16 protein-coding genes are annotated in these 18,702 nt (G+C 63.7%); 14 read left to right on the forward strand and 2 right to left on the reverse strand.

Annotated elements, in window-relative coordinates:
* The first annotated feature begins 125 nt into the window (after positions 1-125).
* The 10 genes from ccmA (at position 126) to KEM63_RS05405 (ending at position 7,522) form a co-directional block, all read left to right on the forward strand.
* Complete coding sequence (ccmA, locus tag KEM63_RS05360) at positions 126-764, forward strand: cytochrome c biogenesis heme-transporting ATPase CcmA (RefSeq protein ID WP_223655169.1); 639 nt, start codon at positions 126-128, stop codon at positions 762-764.
* Positions 764-1,435: a heme exporter protein CcmB gene (gene ccmB / locus KEM63_RS05365; RefSeq protein ID WP_223655170.1), complete on the forward strand. Its 672-nt coding sequence runs from the start codon at positions 764-766 to the stop codon at positions 1,433-1,435. Before ccmA ends, ccmB begins: the two co-directional genes overlap by 1 nt.
* A gap of 19 nt (positions 1,436-1,454) precedes the next feature.
* A complete protein-coding gene (locus tag KEM63_RS05370) occupies positions 1,455-2,198 on the forward strand; it encodes a heme ABC transporter permease (protein ID WP_223655171.1) in 744 nt (247 codons plus the stop codon).
* Entirely contained in the window at positions 2,195-2,362 is a 168-nt protein-coding gene (gene ccmD / locus KEM63_RS05375; RefSeq protein ID WP_223655172.1) for a heme exporter protein CcmD, read from the forward strand. Before KEM63_RS05370 ends, ccmD begins: the two co-directional genes overlap by 4 nt.
* On the forward strand, positions 2,362-2,823 hold the full coding sequence (gene ccmE, locus KEM63_RS05380; RefSeq protein WP_223655822.1) for a cytochrome c maturation protein CcmE: 462 nt from the start codon (positions 2,362-2,364) through the stop codon (positions 2,821-2,823). Before ccmD ends, ccmE begins: the two co-directional genes overlap by 1 nt.
* Positions 2,824-2,833: 10 nt before the next feature.
* Positions 2,834-4,804, forward strand: a complete 1,971-nt coding sequence (locus KEM63_RS05385; protein WP_223655173.1) for a heme lyase CcmF/NrfE family subunit — start codon at positions 2,834-2,836, stop codon at positions 4,802-4,804.
* On the forward strand, positions 4,804-5,370 hold the full coding sequence (locus KEM63_RS05390) for a DsbE family thiol:disulfide interchange protein (protein ID WP_223655174.1): 567 nt from the start codon (positions 4,804-4,806) through the stop codon (positions 5,368-5,370). Before KEM63_RS05385 ends, KEM63_RS05390 begins: the two co-directional genes overlap by 1 nt.
* Positions 5,370-5,840 (forward strand): cytochrome c-type biogenesis protein, encoded by a 471-nt coding sequence (locus KEM63_RS05395; protein ID WP_223655823.1) that lies wholly within the window; start codon positions 5,370-5,372, stop codon positions 5,838-5,840. The genes KEM63_RS05390 and KEM63_RS05395 overlap by 1 nt, the downstream gene beginning before the upstream one ends.
* Positions 5,833-7,035 carry a c-type cytochrome biogenesis protein CcmI gene (gene ccmI / locus KEM63_RS05400; protein WP_223655175.1) on the forward strand — a complete coding sequence of 401 codons (1,203 nt, stop codon included), beginning with the start codon at positions 5,833-5,835 and terminating at the stop codon, positions 7,033-7,035. Before KEM63_RS05395 ends, ccmI begins: the two co-directional genes overlap by 8 nt.
* Before the next feature lie 178 nt (positions 7,036-7,213).
* Positions 7,214-7,522 carry a hypothetical protein gene (locus KEM63_RS05405; RefSeq protein WP_223655176.1) on the forward strand — a complete coding sequence of 103 codons (309 nt, stop codon included), beginning with the start codon at positions 7,214-7,216 and terminating at the stop codon, positions 7,520-7,522.
* 21 nt (positions 7,523-7,543) lie between these two features.
* On the opposite strand, the gene KEM63_RS05410 is transcribed toward KEM63_RS05405, so the two are convergent.
* On the reverse strand, positions 7,544-8,998 hold the full coding sequence (locus KEM63_RS05410; RefSeq protein ID WP_223655177.1) for an SLC13 family permease: 1,455 nt from the start codon (positions 8,996-8,998) through the stop codon (positions 7,544-7,546).
* A gap of 13 nt (positions 8,999-9,011) precedes the next feature.
* Positions 9,012-10,328: an MFS transporter gene (locus KEM63_RS05415; RefSeq protein ID WP_223655178.1), complete on the reverse strand. Its 1,317-nt coding sequence runs from the start codon at positions 10,326-10,328 to the stop codon at positions 9,012-9,014.
* Positions 10,329-10,536: 208 nt separating this feature from the next.
* Here KEM63_RS05415 and smc point away from each other — a divergent pair, with 208 nt between their 5' ends.
* The 4 genes from smc (at position 10,537) to KEM63_RS05435 (ending at position 18,515) form a co-directional block, all read left to right on the forward strand.
* Positions 10,537-14,040 (forward strand): chromosome segregation protein SMC, encoded by a 3,504-nt coding sequence (smc, locus tag KEM63_RS05420; RefSeq protein ID WP_223655179.1) that lies wholly within the window; start codon positions 10,537-10,539, stop codon positions 14,038-14,040.
* 99 nt (positions 14,041-14,139) lie between these two features.
* Positions 14,140-15,015 (forward strand): cell division protein ZipA, encoded by an 876-nt coding sequence (gene zipA, locus KEM63_RS05425; RefSeq protein WP_223655180.1) that lies wholly within the window; start codon positions 14,140-14,142, stop codon positions 15,013-15,015.
* Positions 15,016-15,177: 162 nt separating this feature from the next.
* Entirely contained in the window at positions 15,178-17,550 is a 2,373-nt protein-coding gene (ligA, locus tag KEM63_RS05430) for an NAD-dependent DNA ligase LigA (protein ID WP_223655181.1), read from the forward strand.
* Complete coding sequence (locus KEM63_RS05435) at positions 17,547-18,515, forward strand: tRNA dihydrouridine synthase (protein WP_223655182.1); 969 nt, start codon at positions 17,547-17,549, stop codon at positions 18,513-18,515. Before ligA ends, KEM63_RS05435 begins: the two co-directional genes overlap by 4 nt.
* The last annotated feature ends 187 nt before the right edge of the window (positions 18,516-18,702 follow it).

An 18,702-nucleotide genomic window follows, 5' to 3' on the forward strand; every position in this document is an offset into this window, starting at 1 on the left:
AGCCTCGCCAGAGGGCCCGTATGTATAATGGCATCCCGTCGAAAGCCGGACCCTGTGAGTATAGCGGCTCGCCATGGCGAGTCGTCCAGCGCGTCCTGTCAGGCCTGTCTGCCGCATGTGGAGCAATGGTGAAAGCACTGCCGATCGAAGTCGAGAAACTGGCCTGCGAGCGCGACCAGCGTGAGCTGTTCGCCGACATCTCCTTCGGGCTTGTTGGCGGCGAGGTCCTGCAGGTGGCCGGTCCCAATGGATCGGGCAAAACCAGTCTGTTGCGCATCCTTGCCGGGCTGCTGGCGCCTGTGTCGGGTCAGCTGCGTTATGGTGGCCAGTCGGTCAGCGCTGGCGAAGGGCGAGACAACTGGCGGCGTGACCGGCTGTTCATCGGTCATGCGCCGGCGGTGAAGGCCAATCTGACCGCCGAGGAAAACCTCGCCTGGCTGTGCGCCCTGAGCGAGCCTCGTCCCCAGGCAGCGATCTGGGAGGCATTGGGTCGGGTGGGTCTGCGTGGATTCGAGGACGTGCCCTGTCACAACCTCTCGGCCGGCCAGCATCGGCGCGTTGCATTGGCGAGGCTGTACCTGCAGGCGCACCCGGTATGGATCCTCGATGAGCCCTTCACTGCGATCGACCGCTCCGGTGTCGCCGAACTCGAGGCGCATGTGCTGGGCCACGCCGAGCGTGGCGGGATCGTGGTCCTGACGACCCATCACAGCCTCGACCATCTGCCCGGTGTGCGCCGCCTGGACCTGGAGCGCGCTGCCTGATGCAACGAATCGTGTGGTTGCTGTTCTGCCGCGAATGGCGTCTGGCCTGGCGCCGACCAGGCGAGCTGCTGAATCCGCTGGTGTTTTTTGCCATCGTTATCAGCCTGTTTCCGCTGGCGGTCGGCCCGGAGCCGGCGATGCTGCGCAGCATGGCACCGGGCGTGATCTGGGTCGCTGCGCTGCTGGCGACACTGCTGTCGCTGGACGGTCTGTTTCGCAGCGATTACGAAGACGGTTCGCTGGAGCAATGGGTGCTGTCCGAGCACCCGCTGACCCTGATGGTGCTGGTCAAGGTGCTCCATCACTGGCTGGTTTCCGGTGTGGCGATGGTGATCCTGGCGCCGCTGCTGGGCCTGATGCTGGCCTTGCCGGTGTCGATCCTGCCGGTGCTGTGTCTGACCCTGCTGCTGGGCACACCGGTACTCAGCCTGCTCGGTGCGGTCGGCGCCGCGCTCACCGTCGGTTTGAAGGGCGGGGGATTGTTGCTGGCACTGCTGATCCTGCCCCTGTACATTCCGGTGCTGATTCTCGGAACCGGGGCCATCGAGGCCGCATTGCAGGGGATGCCGGTCACCGGTTACGCCCTGTGGCTGGGATGTCTTGCGGTACTGTCGTTGAGCCTGGCGCCGCTGGCGATTGCTGCGGGCCTGCGCATCGGGGTGAGTGAATGAACGCGGGAGCGAGTGAGCAATGAACTGGAGCTTCTTCCACAAGCTGGGATCACCCAAGTGGTTCTACGACATCAGCGGACGCTGGCTGCCTTGGTTTGCGATTGCCAGCGCAGTGCTGCTGGGTGTGGGCGCCATCTGGGGTCTGTTCTTCGCGCCGATGGATTACCAGCAGGGCAACAGCTTTCGCATCATCTACATTCATGTGCCGGCCGCGTTCGTCGCCCAGTCCTGCTACGTGATGCTGGCGGTCGCCGGCATCGTCGGGCTGGTCTGGCGCATGAAGCTTGCTGACGTGGCGCTTCAGTGCGCAGCGCCGATTGGCGCCTGGATGACCTTCATCGCGCTGATCACCGGTTCCATCTGGGGCAAGCCGACCTGGGGTACCTACTGGGAGTGGGACGCCCGTCTGACGTCCATGCTGATTCTGCTGTTTCTGTATTTCGGCATCATTGCGCTGGGTCAGGCGATCAGCAATCGTGAGACGTCGGCCAAGGCCACTGCGGTACTGGCCATTGTCGGGGTGGTGAATATCCCGATCATCAAATACTCCGTGGAATGGTGGAACACGCTGCATCAGCCGGCGACGTTCAAGATCACCGAAAAGCCGGCAATGCCGATCGAGATGTGGTTTCCGCTGCTGTTGATGGTGCTTGGCTTCTACGCGCTGTTCACCGTCAGCCTGCTGATGCGCATGCGCAACGAAACCCTGCGTCGGGAAGGCAAGACCCGCTGGGCACGTGAAGCACTGGAGAAGCTGGCATGAATGATCTGGCTGAGCTGTTCGCCATGGGCAACCACGGTCCGTATGTCTGGTCGGCCTATGCAATCACTGCGGTAGTACTTGCGCTGAATGTCGCCCAGCCCTGGCTGGCACGTCGGCGCCTGATCAATGAAGAGGCGCGCCGTCGGCGCCGGGAGAGTCCGTGATGCATCCGCAACGCAAGAAACGTCTGGCGCTGATCCTGCTGTTGCTGGCAGGCGTTGGCGTCGCAGTGGCGCTTGCCTTGAGCGCACTGCAGCAGAACATCAATCTGTTCTATACGCCGACCGAGATCGCCACGGGCCACGCGCCCGAACAGGCGAGAATTCGCGCGGGCGGCATGGTCGTGGCCGGCAGCGTGGAACGCTCGAAGGAAAATCTCGACGTCCGTTTCGCCGTGACCGATGGCAGCGAGCAGGTGGTGATCGCCTACAGCGGCATCCTCCCTGATCTGTTTCGTGAAGGGCAGGGCATCGTCGCCCTGGGCCGTCTGAATGAAGACCGCGTGCTGGTGGCTGACGAGGTGCTGGCCAAGCACGATGAAGAGTACATGCCGCCAGAAGTGGCGCAGGCCATGGAAAAGGTCAAGCAGATGAAAGTCGACACCGCCCCCGCGGCAACGAACTGAGGGAGACCGCATGATCCCCGAGCTTGGACAGATTGCCCTGATCATCGCGCTGGTACTGGCGTTGTTGCAGGCGACCGTGCCGCTGTACGGCGCCTGGCGCGGCGACACACTGGCGATGAGCTTTGCCCAGCCAGCCGCCTATGCGCAGTGCCTGTTCGTCCTGTTTGCCTTCCTGTGTCTGATGCACGCTTTTCTGGTCAACGATTTCAGCGTCACCTATGTTGCGCTGAACTCCAACTCCGCGCTGCCCTGGTATTACCGCATCAGTGCGGTCTGGGGCGGGCACGAGGGCTCGCTGCTGTTGTGGGGCCTGATTCTCGCGGCCTGGACGTTCGCCGTAGCGGTGTTCTCGCGCGATCTGCCTGAAGAGATGCTCAGCCGCGTGCTGGCGGTCATGGGCATGATCAGCGTCGGTTTCCTGCTGTTCATGCTAATGACCTCCAACCCGTTCGACCGGCAGCTGCCGTACTACCCGGCAGACGGTAATGACCTCAACCCGTTGCTGCAGGATTTCGGTCTCATCGTTCATCCGCCGATGCTCTACATGGGCTATGTCGGCTTTTCGGTAGCCTTTGCCTTTGCCATTGCCGCACTGCTGGGGGGGCGCCTCGACGCTGCCTGGGCTCGCTGGTCCCGTCCATGGACCATCATCGCCTGGGCCTTTCTCACCATCGGCATCGTGCTCGGCTCCTGGTGGGCCTATTACGAACTCGGTTGGGGCGGCTGGTGGTTCTGGGATCCGGTAGAAAATGCCTCCTTCATGCCATGGCTGGTGGGCACCGCGCTGATTCACTCGCTGGCGGTGACCGAAAAACGCGGCGTGTTCAAGAGCTGGACCGTGCTGCTGGCGATTGCTGCGTTTTCGCTGAGCCTGCTGGGTACCTTTCTGGTGCGCTCCGGCGTGCTTACCTCGGTGCATGCGTTCGCCAGCGATCCGGAGCGCGGGGTGTTCATCCTCGGCTTCCTGCTGCTGGTGGTCGGCGGCTCGCTACTGCTGTATGCCCTGCGTGCACCGGTGGTGAAGAGCCAGATCGGCTTCGCGCTGTATTCGCGCGAAACGCTGCTGCTGATCAACAACATCATCCTGATCATCGCTGCGCTGATGGTGCTGCTGGGCACGCTGTATCCGCTGATCATGTCGTCGTTCGACGTGCTGGTCTCGGTAGGCCCGCCGTACTTCAACTCATTGTTCCTGCCGCTTATGTCGGTGCTCATGGCCGCGCTGGGGGTGGGCATCGTCAGTCGCTGGAAGGATACGCCGGTCAAGTGGCTGATCAACCAGGTGAAATGGGTGGCGATCTTCGCGCTGGTCGGAGCGATCGGCATCGCGGTCTGGATCGGTGACCACCATCTTTCCGTGTTCAGCATGCTGTTGCTGGTGTTCTGGGTGGTCGGCATGAGCATCCGTGACATCCTCGACAAGACGCGCAACAAGGGGCTCGTGCGTGGCCTCCGGGCGCTGCCGCGCAGCTACTGGGGCATGACCCTGGCGCACCTCGGCCTGGCCGTCTGCGCGGTCGGCATCGTCGGTGCCAGCCTGTTCGACAGTCAGCGGGATCTGCGCATGGAGCCCGGTCAGGCGCTGGAGCTGGGCGGCTACCGCTTCGTTTATGATCGGCCTTCGCACCGCGAAGGGTCGAACTGGGTGTCCGACAAGGCCATTGTCAGCGTGTATCGCGGCGAGCGTCTGGTCACGGTCCTTGCGCCGGAGAAGCGTCTTTACACCGTGCAGAATCAGCTGATGACCGAGGCGGCGATCCACCCGGGATTCACGCGGGATCTGTTCGTCGCGCTGGGCGAGCGCCTCGATGGTGACGCCTGGGCCATGCGCGTGCACATCAAGCCGTTTGTGCGCTGGGTCTGGGGTGGGGGACTGCTGATGATGTTCGGCGGTCTGCTCAGTGCCAGTGACAAGCGCTACCGGCTGGGCGTGCGCCAGCGCAACAGTGCGGCGGCTGCGGTAGCCGGGGAGGGCGTCTGATGCGCAAGCTTCTGTTGCTGGTACCGCTGGGCATCTTCCTGGTGCTCGCCGGTTTCTTCCTGAACACGTTATGGAACAAGAGTCAGCAGGAGGGCGGCGCGAGTGCTTCGATCGAGATCCCCTCGCCGCTGATCGGCAAGCCGTTTCCGGCGTTCAATCTGCCTGCGGTGGAAGAGGGCGAGCCGGCGATCACCGAGGCTGACTTCAAGGGCAAGCCGGCGCTGGTCAACGTCTGGGCGACCTGGTGCGTCGCCTGCCGGGTCGAGCATCCGGTGCTGAACCGGCTCGCCGAGCAGGGCGTGGTCATCCATGGCGTCAACTACAAGGACGATACCGAAGCGGCGCGCAACTGGTTGAGGGATTTTCATGATCCGTACCAGCACGACGTGGCAGACGTCGACGGCCGGTTGGGCATCGATCTGGGCGTCTATGGGGCCCCGGAGACCTACCTGATCGATGCCGAGGGCATCATCCGCTACAAGTTCATCGGCGTGATTGACGAGCGCGTCTGGGAAACCCGCCTGGGTCCGCGCTATCAGGCGCTGGTCGACGGTGAACAGCCATGATCCGGCAGTTGCTGGGCGTCGCCCTGCTGGTCGTATCATCGCTGGCCTACGCCGCGATCGACACCTATGAGTTCGAATCCGAAGCCCAGCGCGAGCGCTTCTACGAGCTGAGCAACGAGCTGCGCTGCCCCAAATGCCAGAACCAGAACATTGCCGATTCCAACGCCCCCATTGCCACCGACATGCGTCGCGAGGTGCACCGGCTGCTGCAGGAAGGCGAGAGCGACGAGACCATCGTGCAGTTCATGGTCTCACGGTACGGCGATTTCGTACGCTATCGACCGGGCCTTACCAGCCAGACCATGGTGCTCTGGTTCGCGCCTTTGCTGTTTCTCGTAATCGGCATCGGGATCCTCCTGGTGCTCGTGCGTCGCCGCCGCGCGGTGAGCGTCAATCAACACCAGCACCTGAGCGAGGCAGAGCAGCAGCGGCTACGCGACTTGCTGGAGAAGAAGGGTTCGAATGACTGATTTCTGGGTGTCTGCTGCAGTACTGATAGTCCTTGGTGTCGTCGCGGTCCTCTGGCCGGTGTGGCGTCATCGTCGTGGTGAGCGGGTTGATCGCACGGCTCTGAACGTAGCCCTGTACGAAGAGCGTCTGGCAGAGCTGGATGCGCAGCGCGAAGCCGGAGTACTTACCGCTCAGCAGCACGAGCTGGCGCGGGAGGAAGCCAGCCGTCTGCTGCTGGAAGATACCGCACGCGCCGACAGCAGGCAGCAGGTGGTTCGCCGGGGTAATCCTATCTGGTTGATCGTTTCGGCCGGCTTGCTTCCGGTAGTGGTCCTGGGGCTTTACCTAGCCTGGGGCAACTTCGCCGGCATGACGTTGCATCGCGAACTGAAGGACAGCCCGGCACCGGAAAGCGTCGAGGCGCTGATCGATCGCATGAAGCGTGTCACCAGCGTGCAGCCCGAAAGCGGCGAGGCCTGGTTCATGCTCGGCCGCGCCTACATGGCGGCCCAGGAGCCCGCCGCCGCAGCGCGTGCTTTCGGTAACAGCCTGGAGCGGCTCGGCGAGCGTCCGGAGGTCCTGGCGCAGCTGGCGCAGGCGCGCTTCTTTGCCGCCGGCAATCGACTCGACAGCGAGGCTGTCGCCGCGCTCGACAAGGCGCTGGAGCTTGATCCGGGCGAGCCCACGGCGCTGGGTCTGTTGGGTATCGCAGCGTTCGAAGCGGGCGACTACTCTGGTGCGATCGGCTACTGGCAGAAGCTGCTGTCCGGAATGCAGCCGGGCAGCCCGGGAGCCGCGGCGATCGAGGGCGGCATTGCGCGAGCCCGTGAACGCATGGGCGCTGGCGATGGCGAGGCGGGGCAGGCCGCAGTGGCGCAGCCGGGCATCGCCGTACGCGTCGAACTCAGTGCGCAGATCGCTGAAACACTGAATGAACAGGCCGTGGTATTCGTCTTTGCACGCGATCCAGAGGGTCCGCCTATGCCTCTGGTGGCTCGCCGCTTCACCCTCGACCAGCTCCCGGCAGAGGTGACGTTGACGGCGCGAGATGCCATGCTGCCGGACGTCGAGCTCAGCGCAGGGCAACAGGTTCAGCTCATTGCACGGGTCTCGCCCAACGGTGATCCGATGCAGGGGAGTCATCAGGGTCAGATGAATGCCGAGGTAGGCGCCAGCGAACGCGTCACCGTGGTGATCGACCAGCCGGTTCGCTGACCAGCGGTCGGTTGCGCTCTGCGACGCGGATTGCCGAGTGTTTTCACGCTTCAGGGTTCCCTGACGGCGCCAGCCGGCTGTCGGCGTTCGGCTGGACGCAATTGAAAACGCCGCCTACATGTATAAACATGCTCGCTGAAGTGAGCCGTGCCATCTGCTGACGCTGCAGGAGCTTTACATGACTGATGCGCAAACACCGCCCGGCGCCGGAGATGGCGAGTCGGGACTACGCAACCGTCTGGTGTTTTGCGTACTTCTGGGATTGCAGGCAGGCCTCTACGGCTGGGCCGCCGCCTTTTTTCGTGCAGAGGATCTGTACATGGCGATTGCACTCGCTGCCGTCGCAGCGCTGTTCGCCGTGGGTTCCTGTTACATGCTGATGCGTGCCTCGATGCACGTTCTGTCGCTGGTACGCAAACCGGCAATGACGAGCCCGGACCCGGCGGCGGTCAGCGAAACCATCACCGACTCCACCAACCGCCCCTGACCCCTTCAGCGTTTACTTCCCTCAGATCGAGAATACCCAGCCCATCAGGGCATAGCCGACCAGCGTCACCACGATGATGCCGCCTAAGTTCAGAGCGAACCCCGCCCGTATCATGTCGCCGATGTGCAAGTGTCCACTGCCAAATACGATGGCATTCGGTGGCGTGGCGACGGGCATCATGAATGCGCAGCTGGCAGCGATGGCCGCTGGCACGGTAAACAGGATGGGCGATACCTCCTGACTCACCGCCAGAGCGCCGAGCAGCGGCAGGAACGCGGCGGCCGTAGCCGTATTGCTGGTGACCTCCGTCAGAAAGATGATGACGGTGACCACCAGGCCGACCATCAGCAAGGCCGGCAGCATGCTCATGACCGACAGACTTTCGGCGATCCACTCGGCCAGCCCCGAACTGCTGATGATGCCGGCCAGCGCCAGCCCGCCGCCAAACAGCAACAGTACGCCCCAGGGCATGGATCGAGCGGTATCCCAGTCCATGATGAACTCGCGCTGACGCAGGCTCACGGGGATCAGAAACATGATGATGGCCGCAGCGATGGCGATGACCGTGTCGTTGAGCCAGGGCAGCAGGTCGGCCGAGAGCAGCGGCTGGAACATCCAGGCGGCGGCTGTCATCACGAACACCACAGCGACCAGTTTTTCGCCACGCCCCATCGGACCGAGCGCCTGCAGCTGCTGGCGAAGCAGTGCACCGCTGTCGGTTTCACCGAGGTCCAGATCGCCCCGCGTCAGCCACCACCAGGTCAGGGCAAGCATCAGCAGCGATACCGGCACACCCAGCAGCATCCACTGCGCAAAGCCAAGCTGGATGTCCTGATTCTCCGCCAGGTAGGCAGCCAGCAGCGCGTTGGGCGGCGTGCCGATCAGCGTCGCGATCCCGCCGATGCTTGCGGCATAGGCTATGGCCAGCAACAGCGATGTGGCAAAGCGGCGGACCGCCTCCGGGTTGTTCTGGTCGAGCATGGCGACCACAGACAGGCCGATGGGCATCATCATGATGGTCGTCGCCGTGTTGCTTACCCACATGCTCAGAAATGCCGTCGCGATCATGAAGCCACCGATCTGGCGTTTCGGCTGGCTACCGACCGCCAGCAGGGTCATCAATGCAATCCGCCGGTGCAAGTTCCAGCGCTGCATTGCCAGGCCCAGTACGAATCCGCCCATGAACAGGAAAATGATCGGGTTGGCATAGGGCGTGGTTGCAGCGCTGATAGTGCCCAGTCCCAGAGCCGGAATCAGCACGATCGGCAAAAGCGCAGTGGCCGGGATCGGGATGGCCTCGGTCGACCACCAGGTTGCCATCAGCAGCATCAGCCCCAGCGCCAGCCAGGCAGGCTCGGCCATCCCGGTCGGAGCGGGCAGGATCAGCGTCGCCAGCAGAAACAGCGGCCCGAGAAACAGCCCTATCAGGCGACTGGCAGGAAGGCCGCTTTCTTCGGCGTGCGTCGGTTGACTCATGAGAAACCCTTTATCAGTACATCGACAGTTCCGGCAGGCGCAGGGCGAGAATCGCGCCCGCCAGCCCTATGAGTGATAACAGCAGAACCATGCCGCCTGCGCCAATCAGTGTGCCGAGCAGACCGAAGAGTCCGGTGCTCAGCAGCACCAGGCCTATCACGCTATTGCTGACCGCAACGTAGTCGCTGCGACGGGTGCCGCCAGCCAGATCGAGCACATAGGTCTTGCGGCCGATGCGAACGCCGCTGTGCGCGACGCCAAGCACGAAAAACGCGACTGGAAACAGCCAGGCATGGAGTGCCTCGGGCAATACCCCGAGATAATCGATAAGCACCACAACCGGCCCCATCAGGCTGCCCAGCAAGGCTGCGCTGATCATCACCTGCCGGCTGGATTGATCCGCCAGGCGCCCCCAGACCATGGAGCTGAGGCTGCCAGCCAGACCATTGGCGATGAGGAAGGCACCGAGCATGCCTACCCCGCTGTGCAGCTCCTGGGCCATCAATACATAAAATGGCGCAGACAGCGCTGTGCACAGCAGCAGCGCGCGGGCGATGACGAAGCGCCGAAACGGCGCGTCACTGCGCAGCAGTTGCAGGCGCTCGAAGGCGGCGGCGATGCCGTTGCGGCCCCCTTCGGTCGCGCCCGGCTCTTCCTCGATGCCGCGAAAGACCCAGGCGGCGGCAAGCCACAGAGCAGCGCCGCCGAGCAGCAGAGCCGAATAGAACAGGGTGTCCTCGTCGCCCGGCGGCCAGATCATGCAGGCGGCGCCGAACGCCAGGGTCAGCCAGCCCGCGATACTGCCGGCCAGGCCGTTGAGCCGCCCACGGCGACGCTTGGGTACCGTCTTGCCAATTACATCCTTCCCGGCGACCGAGCACAGCCCGCGCGCCAGGCTGAAGGCAATCAGGCAGGCGATGATCAGCGCCCCGGCAAGTGTACCCTCGGTCAGCCAGGCGACTGCGCCCATCGCTACCAGAGCCAGGGCCTGAGCCAGACTGCCGAGAATCCATACGCCCTTGCGTAGGGGCAGATGCCGGATCTGCGCGGCGATAAACAGCTGCGGCAGCATCGAGCCCGATTCGCGAATGGGCACCAGCCAGGCGATCAGCGCAACCGGTGCGCCGACCATGCCCATCAGCCAGGCAAGCGTCGTCTTCGGATTGGTCAGCGCGTCGCCAAGGCCGGTCAGCGCAGTCGCCGTGACCTGGCGGAAAAAGTTGGTGGGGACATTGGTGCAGGCCGAGCCCGGGATGTCCGCGCAGGAGCGCGCGTCTTCCTCGTCCATCAGCGCGTTGTAAAGAGTATCCAGGTCGGGGCGGGTGGCCATGTCAGGGGTCGCTGTCATCATCCGGGTGGAGCCAGGCGACAATTGTGCCGCACCGTCTGGACCAGGGTCATGCATTTTTATTGCGGCCAATACGGCAGGCCGCCCCGCGGGGGCTTCTAATCGAGCGGCATAGCGAGTAAAAATGCACGTTTCGACGAAGACGTATTCAGGCGTGGTTCGTCATTCGTGCGCAGGGACAGGCTCTTCAATGCGACTCAAGTGCATCAAGCTGGCGGGTTTCAAATCCTTCGTGGATCCGACTACCGTCTACTTTCCCACCAACATGGGCGCAGTGGTCGGGCCCAATGGCTGTGGCAAGTCGAACATCATTGATGCGGTGCGCTGGGTCATGGGCGAAAGCTCGGCGAAAAACCTGCGTGGCGAGTCGATGACCGATGTCATCTTCAACGGCTCCAACAGCCGCAAGCCGGTCGGGCAGGCGTCGATCGAGCTGGTGTTCGACAACAGTGAAGGCAAGCTCAAGGGTGAGTACGCCGGTTACAACGAGATTTCCATCCGCCGCAAGGTCACCCGCGAAGCGCAGAATCAGTATTACCTCAACGGCACCAAGTGCCGCCGCCGCGATATCACCGACATCTTTCTTGGCACCGGCCTGGGGCCGCGCAGCTACTCGATCATCGAACAAGGCATGATTTCCAAGCTGATCGAGGCCAAGCCAGACGAGCTGCGTCTGTTCATCGAGGAAGCGGCAGGGATCTCCAAGTACAAGGAGCGCCGCCGCGAAACCGAGAATCGCATTCGACGCACCCATGACAACCTCGCGCGTCTGATCGATCTGCGCGAGGAGCTCGAGCGGCAGTTGTCTCATCTGCATCGGCAGGCCCAGGCGGCCGAGAAGTACAAGGAGTACAAGGCCGAGGAGCGTCAGCTCAAGGCGCAGTTGCAGGCGCTGCGCTGGCAGACGCTGGACGGCCAGGTTGGCGAACGCGAGCATCGCGTCCGTGACCTGGAGATCGCGCTGGAGGCGCTGATAGCCGAACAGCGCAACGCCGACAGCGAGATCGAAAAGCAGCGCGATCAGCATGCCGACCTGACCGAAACCTTCAGTCGCGTGCAGGCCCGTTTCTACAGTGTGGGTGCCGACATCAGTCGCATCGAGCAGGCGCTGCAGTTCAGTCGAGACCGTCAGCGCCAGTTGCATGAAGACATCGAGCAGACAGAGCAGGCCTGGCAGGAAGCCCAGAGCCATTTGACCCAGGACCAGGCGCTGCTTGCGGATCTGCAGGCCGAACTGGCTGCGCTCGAGCCGGAGATGGACATGGCCGGTGCAGCGGACGAGGATACCGCCGCCCAGCTGCAGACTGCCGAAGAGGCGATGCAGGCCTGGCAGGCGGCGTGGGACCAGTTCAACCAGCAGGCTTCGGCGCCGCGGCAGCAGGCCGAGGTCGAGCAGTCGCGTATCCGGCACCTGGAACAGGCTGTCGAGCGATTTGGTGAACGCATTCAGCGGCTTGAGGATGAGCGCGCAACGCTTAGCGCCGGCCCGCTGGATGACGAGCTCGCCGAGCTCGGAGAACAGCTGGCCGAGCTCGATCTGCGATCGGAAAGCGAACAGCATCAGTTGGCTGATGTGACCGAGTCACTGCAGTTGCAGCGCGAAACGCTGACGGTGCTTACTCAGGAGCAGGACAGTCGCCGCGGCGAGATTCAGCGGCAGAGCGGCCGCCTTGCCTCGCTTGAAGCACTGCAGCAGGCGGCACTGGATCGGGGCGCGGAGGTCAGCGACTGGCTGCGTGAGCAGGGCCTCGATGCATTGCCGCCATTGGCCGAACAGCTCACGGTCGAGCCCGGCTGGGAACTCGCGGTGGAAACCGTACTGGCTGCCGATCTGCAGGCCGTCAGTCTGGATCGGCTGGACCGCCTGACCGAGACGCTCGGCAGCTTCAGTCAGGGCAGCCTGCGTGCAGTCGAGGTCGCGGAAACGGCTGGTACAGACGCGCCGAATGGCGACTCGCTGCTGGCCATGGTTCGTTGCCCGGCCGACCTGACACCCTGGCTGGGTTCGGTACGCACTGCTGACGACCTGGGACAGGCCATGCAGCGACGTGCCAGCCTGGCCGCTCACGAGTCGCTGATCACACGCGACGGCCATTGGCTCGGCCGCAACTGGTTGCGATTCAGGCGCGGAGAAGCCAGCGAATCCGGCGTGCTTGCACGCCAACAGGAAATCGAGACGCTGCAGGCGACGCTTCAGGAGCAGGAGCTGTTGCTCGATGAGGCGCAGGCGCGCATCGCCGAGCTGCGAGAGTCGACCCGTGATCAGGAGCAGCAGCGCGACGCATTGCAGCAGACCATCGCGCGCCTCGGTCGCGAGCAGGGTGATCTCAAGGCCCAGGTATCGGCCAGGCAGGTGCGCCTGGAGCAGGTCAATGCGCGACGGCAGCGCATTACCGAGGATCTCGAGGACATCCGGGCGCAGCGCGCTGATGAGCTGGAACAGATAGGCGAAGCGCGGCTTACGCTGCAGGAGGCGCTTGATCGCATGGCCGATGATGCCGGCCAGCGCGAGGCGCTGTTGCATCAACGCGAGGAGGTTCGCGAAACGGTCGATCAGGCTCGCCAGCAAGCCCGGCAGCACAAGGACCGGGCCCATCAGCTGGCGCTGCGTGTGCAGTCACTGCGCGCGCAGCAGGACTCCACCGCGCAGGGACTCGAGCGACTGCTGCAACAGGTCGAACGGCTGGGCGAGCGCCGCGAGCAGTTGCGCATGACGCTCGATGAAAGCCAGGCGCCTGAGGACGATCAGCGTATCGAGCTGGAAAGCCTCCTCGAACAGCGAATCGACATCGAACAGGAACTGTCTGCGGCGCGGCAGGCGCTGGAGGGCGTGGACCAGCAGATGCGCGAGCAGGATCGCCGTCGCAGTCAGGCCGAACAGCAGTCCCACCTATTGCGCGCACAGCTCGATGAGCAACGCCTGGTCGCGCGCGATCTGCAGACGCGGCGCCAGGGATTGCAGGAGCAGTTGCTCGAGGCCGGGTATGACCTGATTGCGGTGATCGACACCCTGCCTGAGGGGGCTACCGAATCGGAGTGGGACAGCCAGCTGGCCCAGCTTGACGCGCGTATTCAGCGACTCGGCGCGATCAACCTCGCGGCGATCGAGGAGTATCAGCAGCAGTCCGAGCGTAAACGTTACCTTGACGCGCAGAACGCCGATCTGGAAGAAGCACTGAATACACTGGAACAGGTGATCCGCAAGATCGACCGCGAAACCCGCAGCCGCTTCAAGGAGACCTTCGACAAGGTCAACCACGGGCTGCAGTCTTTGTTTCCAAAAGTGTTCGGCGGTGGCCATGCCTACCTGGAGCTGACCGGCGACGACCTGCTCGATACCGGCGTGACCATCATGGCGCGCCCGCCCGGGAAGAAGAACAGCACCATCCACCTGTTATCCGGCGGCGAGAAAGCGCTTACCGCCATTGCACTGGTGTTCTCCATATTCCAGCTCAATCCGGCGCCGTTCTGCATGCTCGACGAGGTCGATGCGCCGCTCGACGACGCCAACGTCGGCCGCTACGCCCGAATGGTCAAGGAAATGTCATCGCGGGTGCAGTTCATTTATATCACCCACAACAAGATCGCCATGGAAATGGCCGACCAATTGCTCGGTGTGACCATGCATGAACCCGGCTGCTCGCGCCTGGTCACAGTCAACGTCGAGGAGGCCGCAGCCCTGGCGGCAGTGTAAAGTTTTGCAAGAGCGTGCTAGTGTCCACGCATAAATCCCTGATCCCGGCGCGCTGCGCAGGGACAACACATAAAACAGTTGATCAGGAACAACATATTCATGGATTTCGGTTTGCGTGAGTGGCTAATCATCATCGGCCTTCTGGTGATCGCCGGCATTCTGTTCGACGGCTGGCGTCGCATGGGCGGCCGGTCGCGGATCCGTTTCAAACTCGAGCGCAATCTGGGCGACCTTCCCGAACCCGACAACCGCGACGAGTTGCTCGGTCCGCCGCGGGTCGTTGGCCGGAGTGATCGCGCGGAGCCTTCGCTGGGCGACGACCTGGGCGATTCGACAGCCACGCTTGAGGCGACGCGGCGCGAGCCCGAGCAGGTCGGCCTTGATCTGGAAGAACCCGCAGCCGGCAGCTCGATGAGAACCAAAGCGGCCAAACCGGTCAAGCCGGAGAAACCGGCAAGCAAGCGTAAAACCGATCGTATTACCCGCATCGAATCGATGGAATCCGTTGACGAAGAACCTGCGTTGCCGCGTGACACTGCGCCGGTCGAAGAAGTGTTCGTCATCAACGTCATCGCCCGGGACGAACTCGGCTTCCAGGGCTCTGCGCTGCTGCAGAACATCATGGAAAGCGGGCTGCGCTTCGGCGAGATGCACATCTTCCATCGTCACGAAAGCATGAGCGGCAATGGCGACATTCTGTTTTCGATGGCCAACGCGCTGAAGCCGGGCGTCTTCGATCTCGACGAAATGGACTCCAGCTACGTCCGGGCCGTGAGTTTTTTCATGGGCCTGCCAGGGCCGCGTCATCCGAAGCAGGCGCTGGACTTGATGATCGCCGCAGCGCGCAAGCTGGCCCACGAGCTGGGAGGGGATCTGAAGGACGAACAACGCAGCGTGCTGACCGCCCAGACCATCGAGCACTATCGCGCGCGGATCGCCGAGTACGAACGCAAGCATTACGCGCTGCGCCGCTGATTTTCAGGTTCGCTCCAGACAGCCTGCTCCCCGGGCGCACAAGCCCGTGGGAGCGGCGTCCCCGCCGCGATAAGCGCGGATGCATCGACGCACCCTACGACACCGCTGAGCCCCCCATCGATGCGTTACACTTTGCCCATGTTCCCGGCTGACTGATACACCATGACCCTGACCCCCAGCCCCGCCAAGCGCGTGCAGGCGTTGCGCGACCAGCTCAACGAGCACAATCATCGCTACTACGTTCTCGATGAGCCGAGCATTCCGGACGCCGAATACGACCGCCTGTTCAACGAACTCAAGCAGCTTGAGACAGACAACCCGGATCTGATCCTTCCCGACTCGCCTACGCAACGGGTCGGCGGCGCGCCGCTCTCAGCTTTCGGCACGGTCGCCCACGACGTTCCGATGCTGAGCCTGGGCAATGCCTTTGAAGAGCAGGACATGCTCGATTTCGACCGTCGGGTGCGCGAGGGGCTAGACCTGCCAGAGGGCGATCTGCTGGGCGAGGCGCAGCCGATCGAGTACTGCTGCGAGCCCAAACTGGACGGGCTGGCAGTGAGCCTGCTGTACGAGGACGGCGTGCTGACGCGGGGCGCCACACGAGGCGATGGCACCACAGGTGAAGACATCACCGCCAACGTGCGCACCATTCGCAATGTGCCGTTGCGCCTGCGTGGCGCCGGCTGGCCGCGGGTGCTGGAAGTGCGCGGCGAGGTCTACATGACCAAGGCCGGGTTCGAACAGCTCAATGAACGACAGCGGGAAAGTGGTGGCAAGACCTTTGCCAATCCGCGCAATGCCGCCGCCGGATCGCTGCGCCAGCTCGACTCCGGCATCACCGCCAGCCGCCCCCTGGAGTTCTGCTGCTACGGTATCGGCCGCTTCGAGGGCGAATTGCCACGCACCCAGGTGGGCATTCTGGAAGCCCTGCGTGGATGGGGCCTGATGATCAGCCGCGAGCTGAAACGGGTCGTCGGGGTGCAGGGCTGTCTGGATTACTACCGGGACATGGGCGAGAGGCGAGCGAATCTGACCTACGAGATCGATGGCGTGGTGTTCAAGGTCAATGACCTGGGCTATCAGCGCGAGCTCGGCTTCCGCTCCCGCGAGCCACGCTGGGCCATCGCGCACAAGTTTCCGGCCAGCGAAGAGCTTACCGAGCTGCTCGATGTCGAGTTTCAGGTTGGCCGTACGGGGGCGATCACGCCCGTCGCGCGGCTGCGTCCGGTACAGGTGGCAGGCGTTACAGTGTCCAACGCCACGTTGCACAACATGGACGAGGTCGCGCGACTGGGGGTGATGATCGGCGATACCGTGATCATCCGCCGCGCCGGCGACGTCATTCCGCAGGTGATGCAGGTGGTGCAGGAGCGTCGGCCAGCCGATGCCCGGCCGGTGGACGTCCCGCAGTCCTGTCCGGTGTGTGGCTCGGCCGTCGAGCGCACGCAGCTGGTCAAGCGCAGCCGGGGTCGCGAAACGCTCAGCGAAGGAGCGGTGTACCGCTGCATAGGCCGCCTCGCCTGTCAGGCCCAGCTCAAGCAGGCGATCATTCATTTCGTGTCGCGCCGGGCGATGGATATAGACGGTCTGGGCGAGCGTATCGTCGAGCAGCTGGTTGATATCGGCTATGTCGAGTCGCCGGCGGACCTGTATCGGCTCACTTACGAGCAGGTTATCGGGCTGGAAGGCTTTGCCGAGATTTCCACCAAGAATCTGCTCGGCGCCATCCATGACAGCCGTCAGCCGAGTCTGGCACGCTTCGTCTACGCGCTGGGCGTACCTGACGTGGGCGAGGAGACCGCCAAGCTGCTCGCGCGCGCACTCGGTTCACTCGAACGTATTCAGCAGGCATTGCCCGAGGTGCTGGTCTATCTGCCGGACATCGGCGCGGAAGTGGCCCATGAGATCCACACATTCTTCACCGACGAGCACAACACCAAGGTGATCGGCGAGCTGCTCGACCGGGGTGTGGCGCCGCAGGGGCAGGGCGACATAGCGCCCGAGTTCGCCGCCTATGTCAGCCTCGCCGAGTTCATCGCTCGGCTGGAGATTCCCAACGTCGCGCGTACCGGTTCGGAGCGTCTGGCCAGTCATTTCGGCAGTCTGCAGAAAATCGTCGATGCCGAGTGGCTGGAGCTCAAGCAGGTCGATCGCTTCAATGAAAAGGCGCAGGTCAGCCTGCGCGACTATTTCGCTGATCAGGACAGACGTGAGCGCGTGATGCGCGTCGAACAGCAGTTGCGTGACTTCGGCATGCATTGGGATAGCCCCAGGGCGAGCGTGGATGACCTGCCGCTGGCCGGTCAGACCTGGGTGTTGACCGGCACGCTGGAAACCTTCTCTCGGGACGTGGCCAAGGATCATCTGGAAGCGCTGGGGGCCAAGGTGGCAGGCAGCGTGTCAGCCAAGACGCATTGCGTGGTCGCCGGCCCGGGTGCCGGAAGCAAGCTGGCCAAGGCCGAACAGCTGGGCGTGAAAGTGCTGGACGAAGCGGGTCTGCTTGCGCTGCTGAGCGAGCACGAGGTTCAGGTATGACGCCACGGATCGTCCTGGCGCCAATGGAAGGATTGGTCGACGCGCCGATGCGCGACATCCTCACGCGCATTGGCGGCGTGGACTGGTGTGTCAGCGAATTCATCCGCGTGACCGAAGGCTTGCTGAACCTGGCGACCATCGAGCGGATCGTCCCGGAGTGTCGCCATGGCTGGAAGACACGTGCGGGCGTATCGCTGCGCCCACAGCTGCTGGGGTCCGATGCCTACTGGCTGGGGCGCAATGCCGCGCTGCTGGCTGAAATGGGGGCTCCGGCCATCGACCTGAACTTCGGCTGTCCCGCAAAAACCGTCAATCGCCACCGCGGCGGTGCCAGCCTGCTGCGTGAACCGGACCTGCTGCATTCGATCGTCGCCGCCGTGCGCGCCGCGACGCCTGCCAGTGTGCCGGTCACGGCCAAGATGCGCCTGGGCTACAGCGATACCAGCCAGACGCTGGAGTGCGCCCGGGCGTTGGCCGATGCCGGCGCCGCGGAAATTGCCGTGCATGCGCGTACCAAGGTCGACGGCTACAAGCCTCCGGCTCACTGGGAGTGGCTGGCCCGAATTCGCGACGCGGTCAGCGTGCCCGTGATCGCCAATGGAGAGGTGTGGACAGTCGAGGATTACCTGCGCATCCGCGAGGTCAGCGGGTGCAGCGATGTGATGATCGGACGCGGGTTGATCGAGCGGCCCGATCTGGCCTTGCAGATTCAGCAGCATCTGCAAGGCCAGTCGTCCCGCCCACTGGACTGGAGCGAGCTGCAGCCATGGCTGCTGGATTTCTACCGCCAGACCCGTGAGCGGGTGGTTGATCGGCACGCCCCAGGGCGCATGAAACAGTGGCTGGCGCTACTGGCCAAGGCCTATCCCGAGGCGCGAGAGCTGTTCGACCAGCTGCGTCGGGAAACCGATGCCGACGCCGTCGCAGCAGCCTTGGGCCAGCCAGCCTATTCCGAAGTCGCCTGACGGCTCATCGCGGCGGGGACGCCGCTCCCACGGGTCGGTCCCACATCCTGTAAGGCGGGGGCACCGCCCTCGGCGCGATAGCGGACTTGCTGGCTGCACCCATCGCGGCGGGGACGCCGCTCCCCCGGGTCGGGTCCCGCATCATGTAAGGTGGGAGCGCCGTCCCCGGCGCGATAGCGGACTGTGA

Source organism: Halopseudomonas nanhaiensis (assembly GCF_020025155.1).
Classification (GTDB): Bacteria; Pseudomonadota; Gammaproteobacteria; order Pseudomonadales; family Pseudomonadaceae; genus Halopseudomonas; species Halopseudomonas nanhaiensis.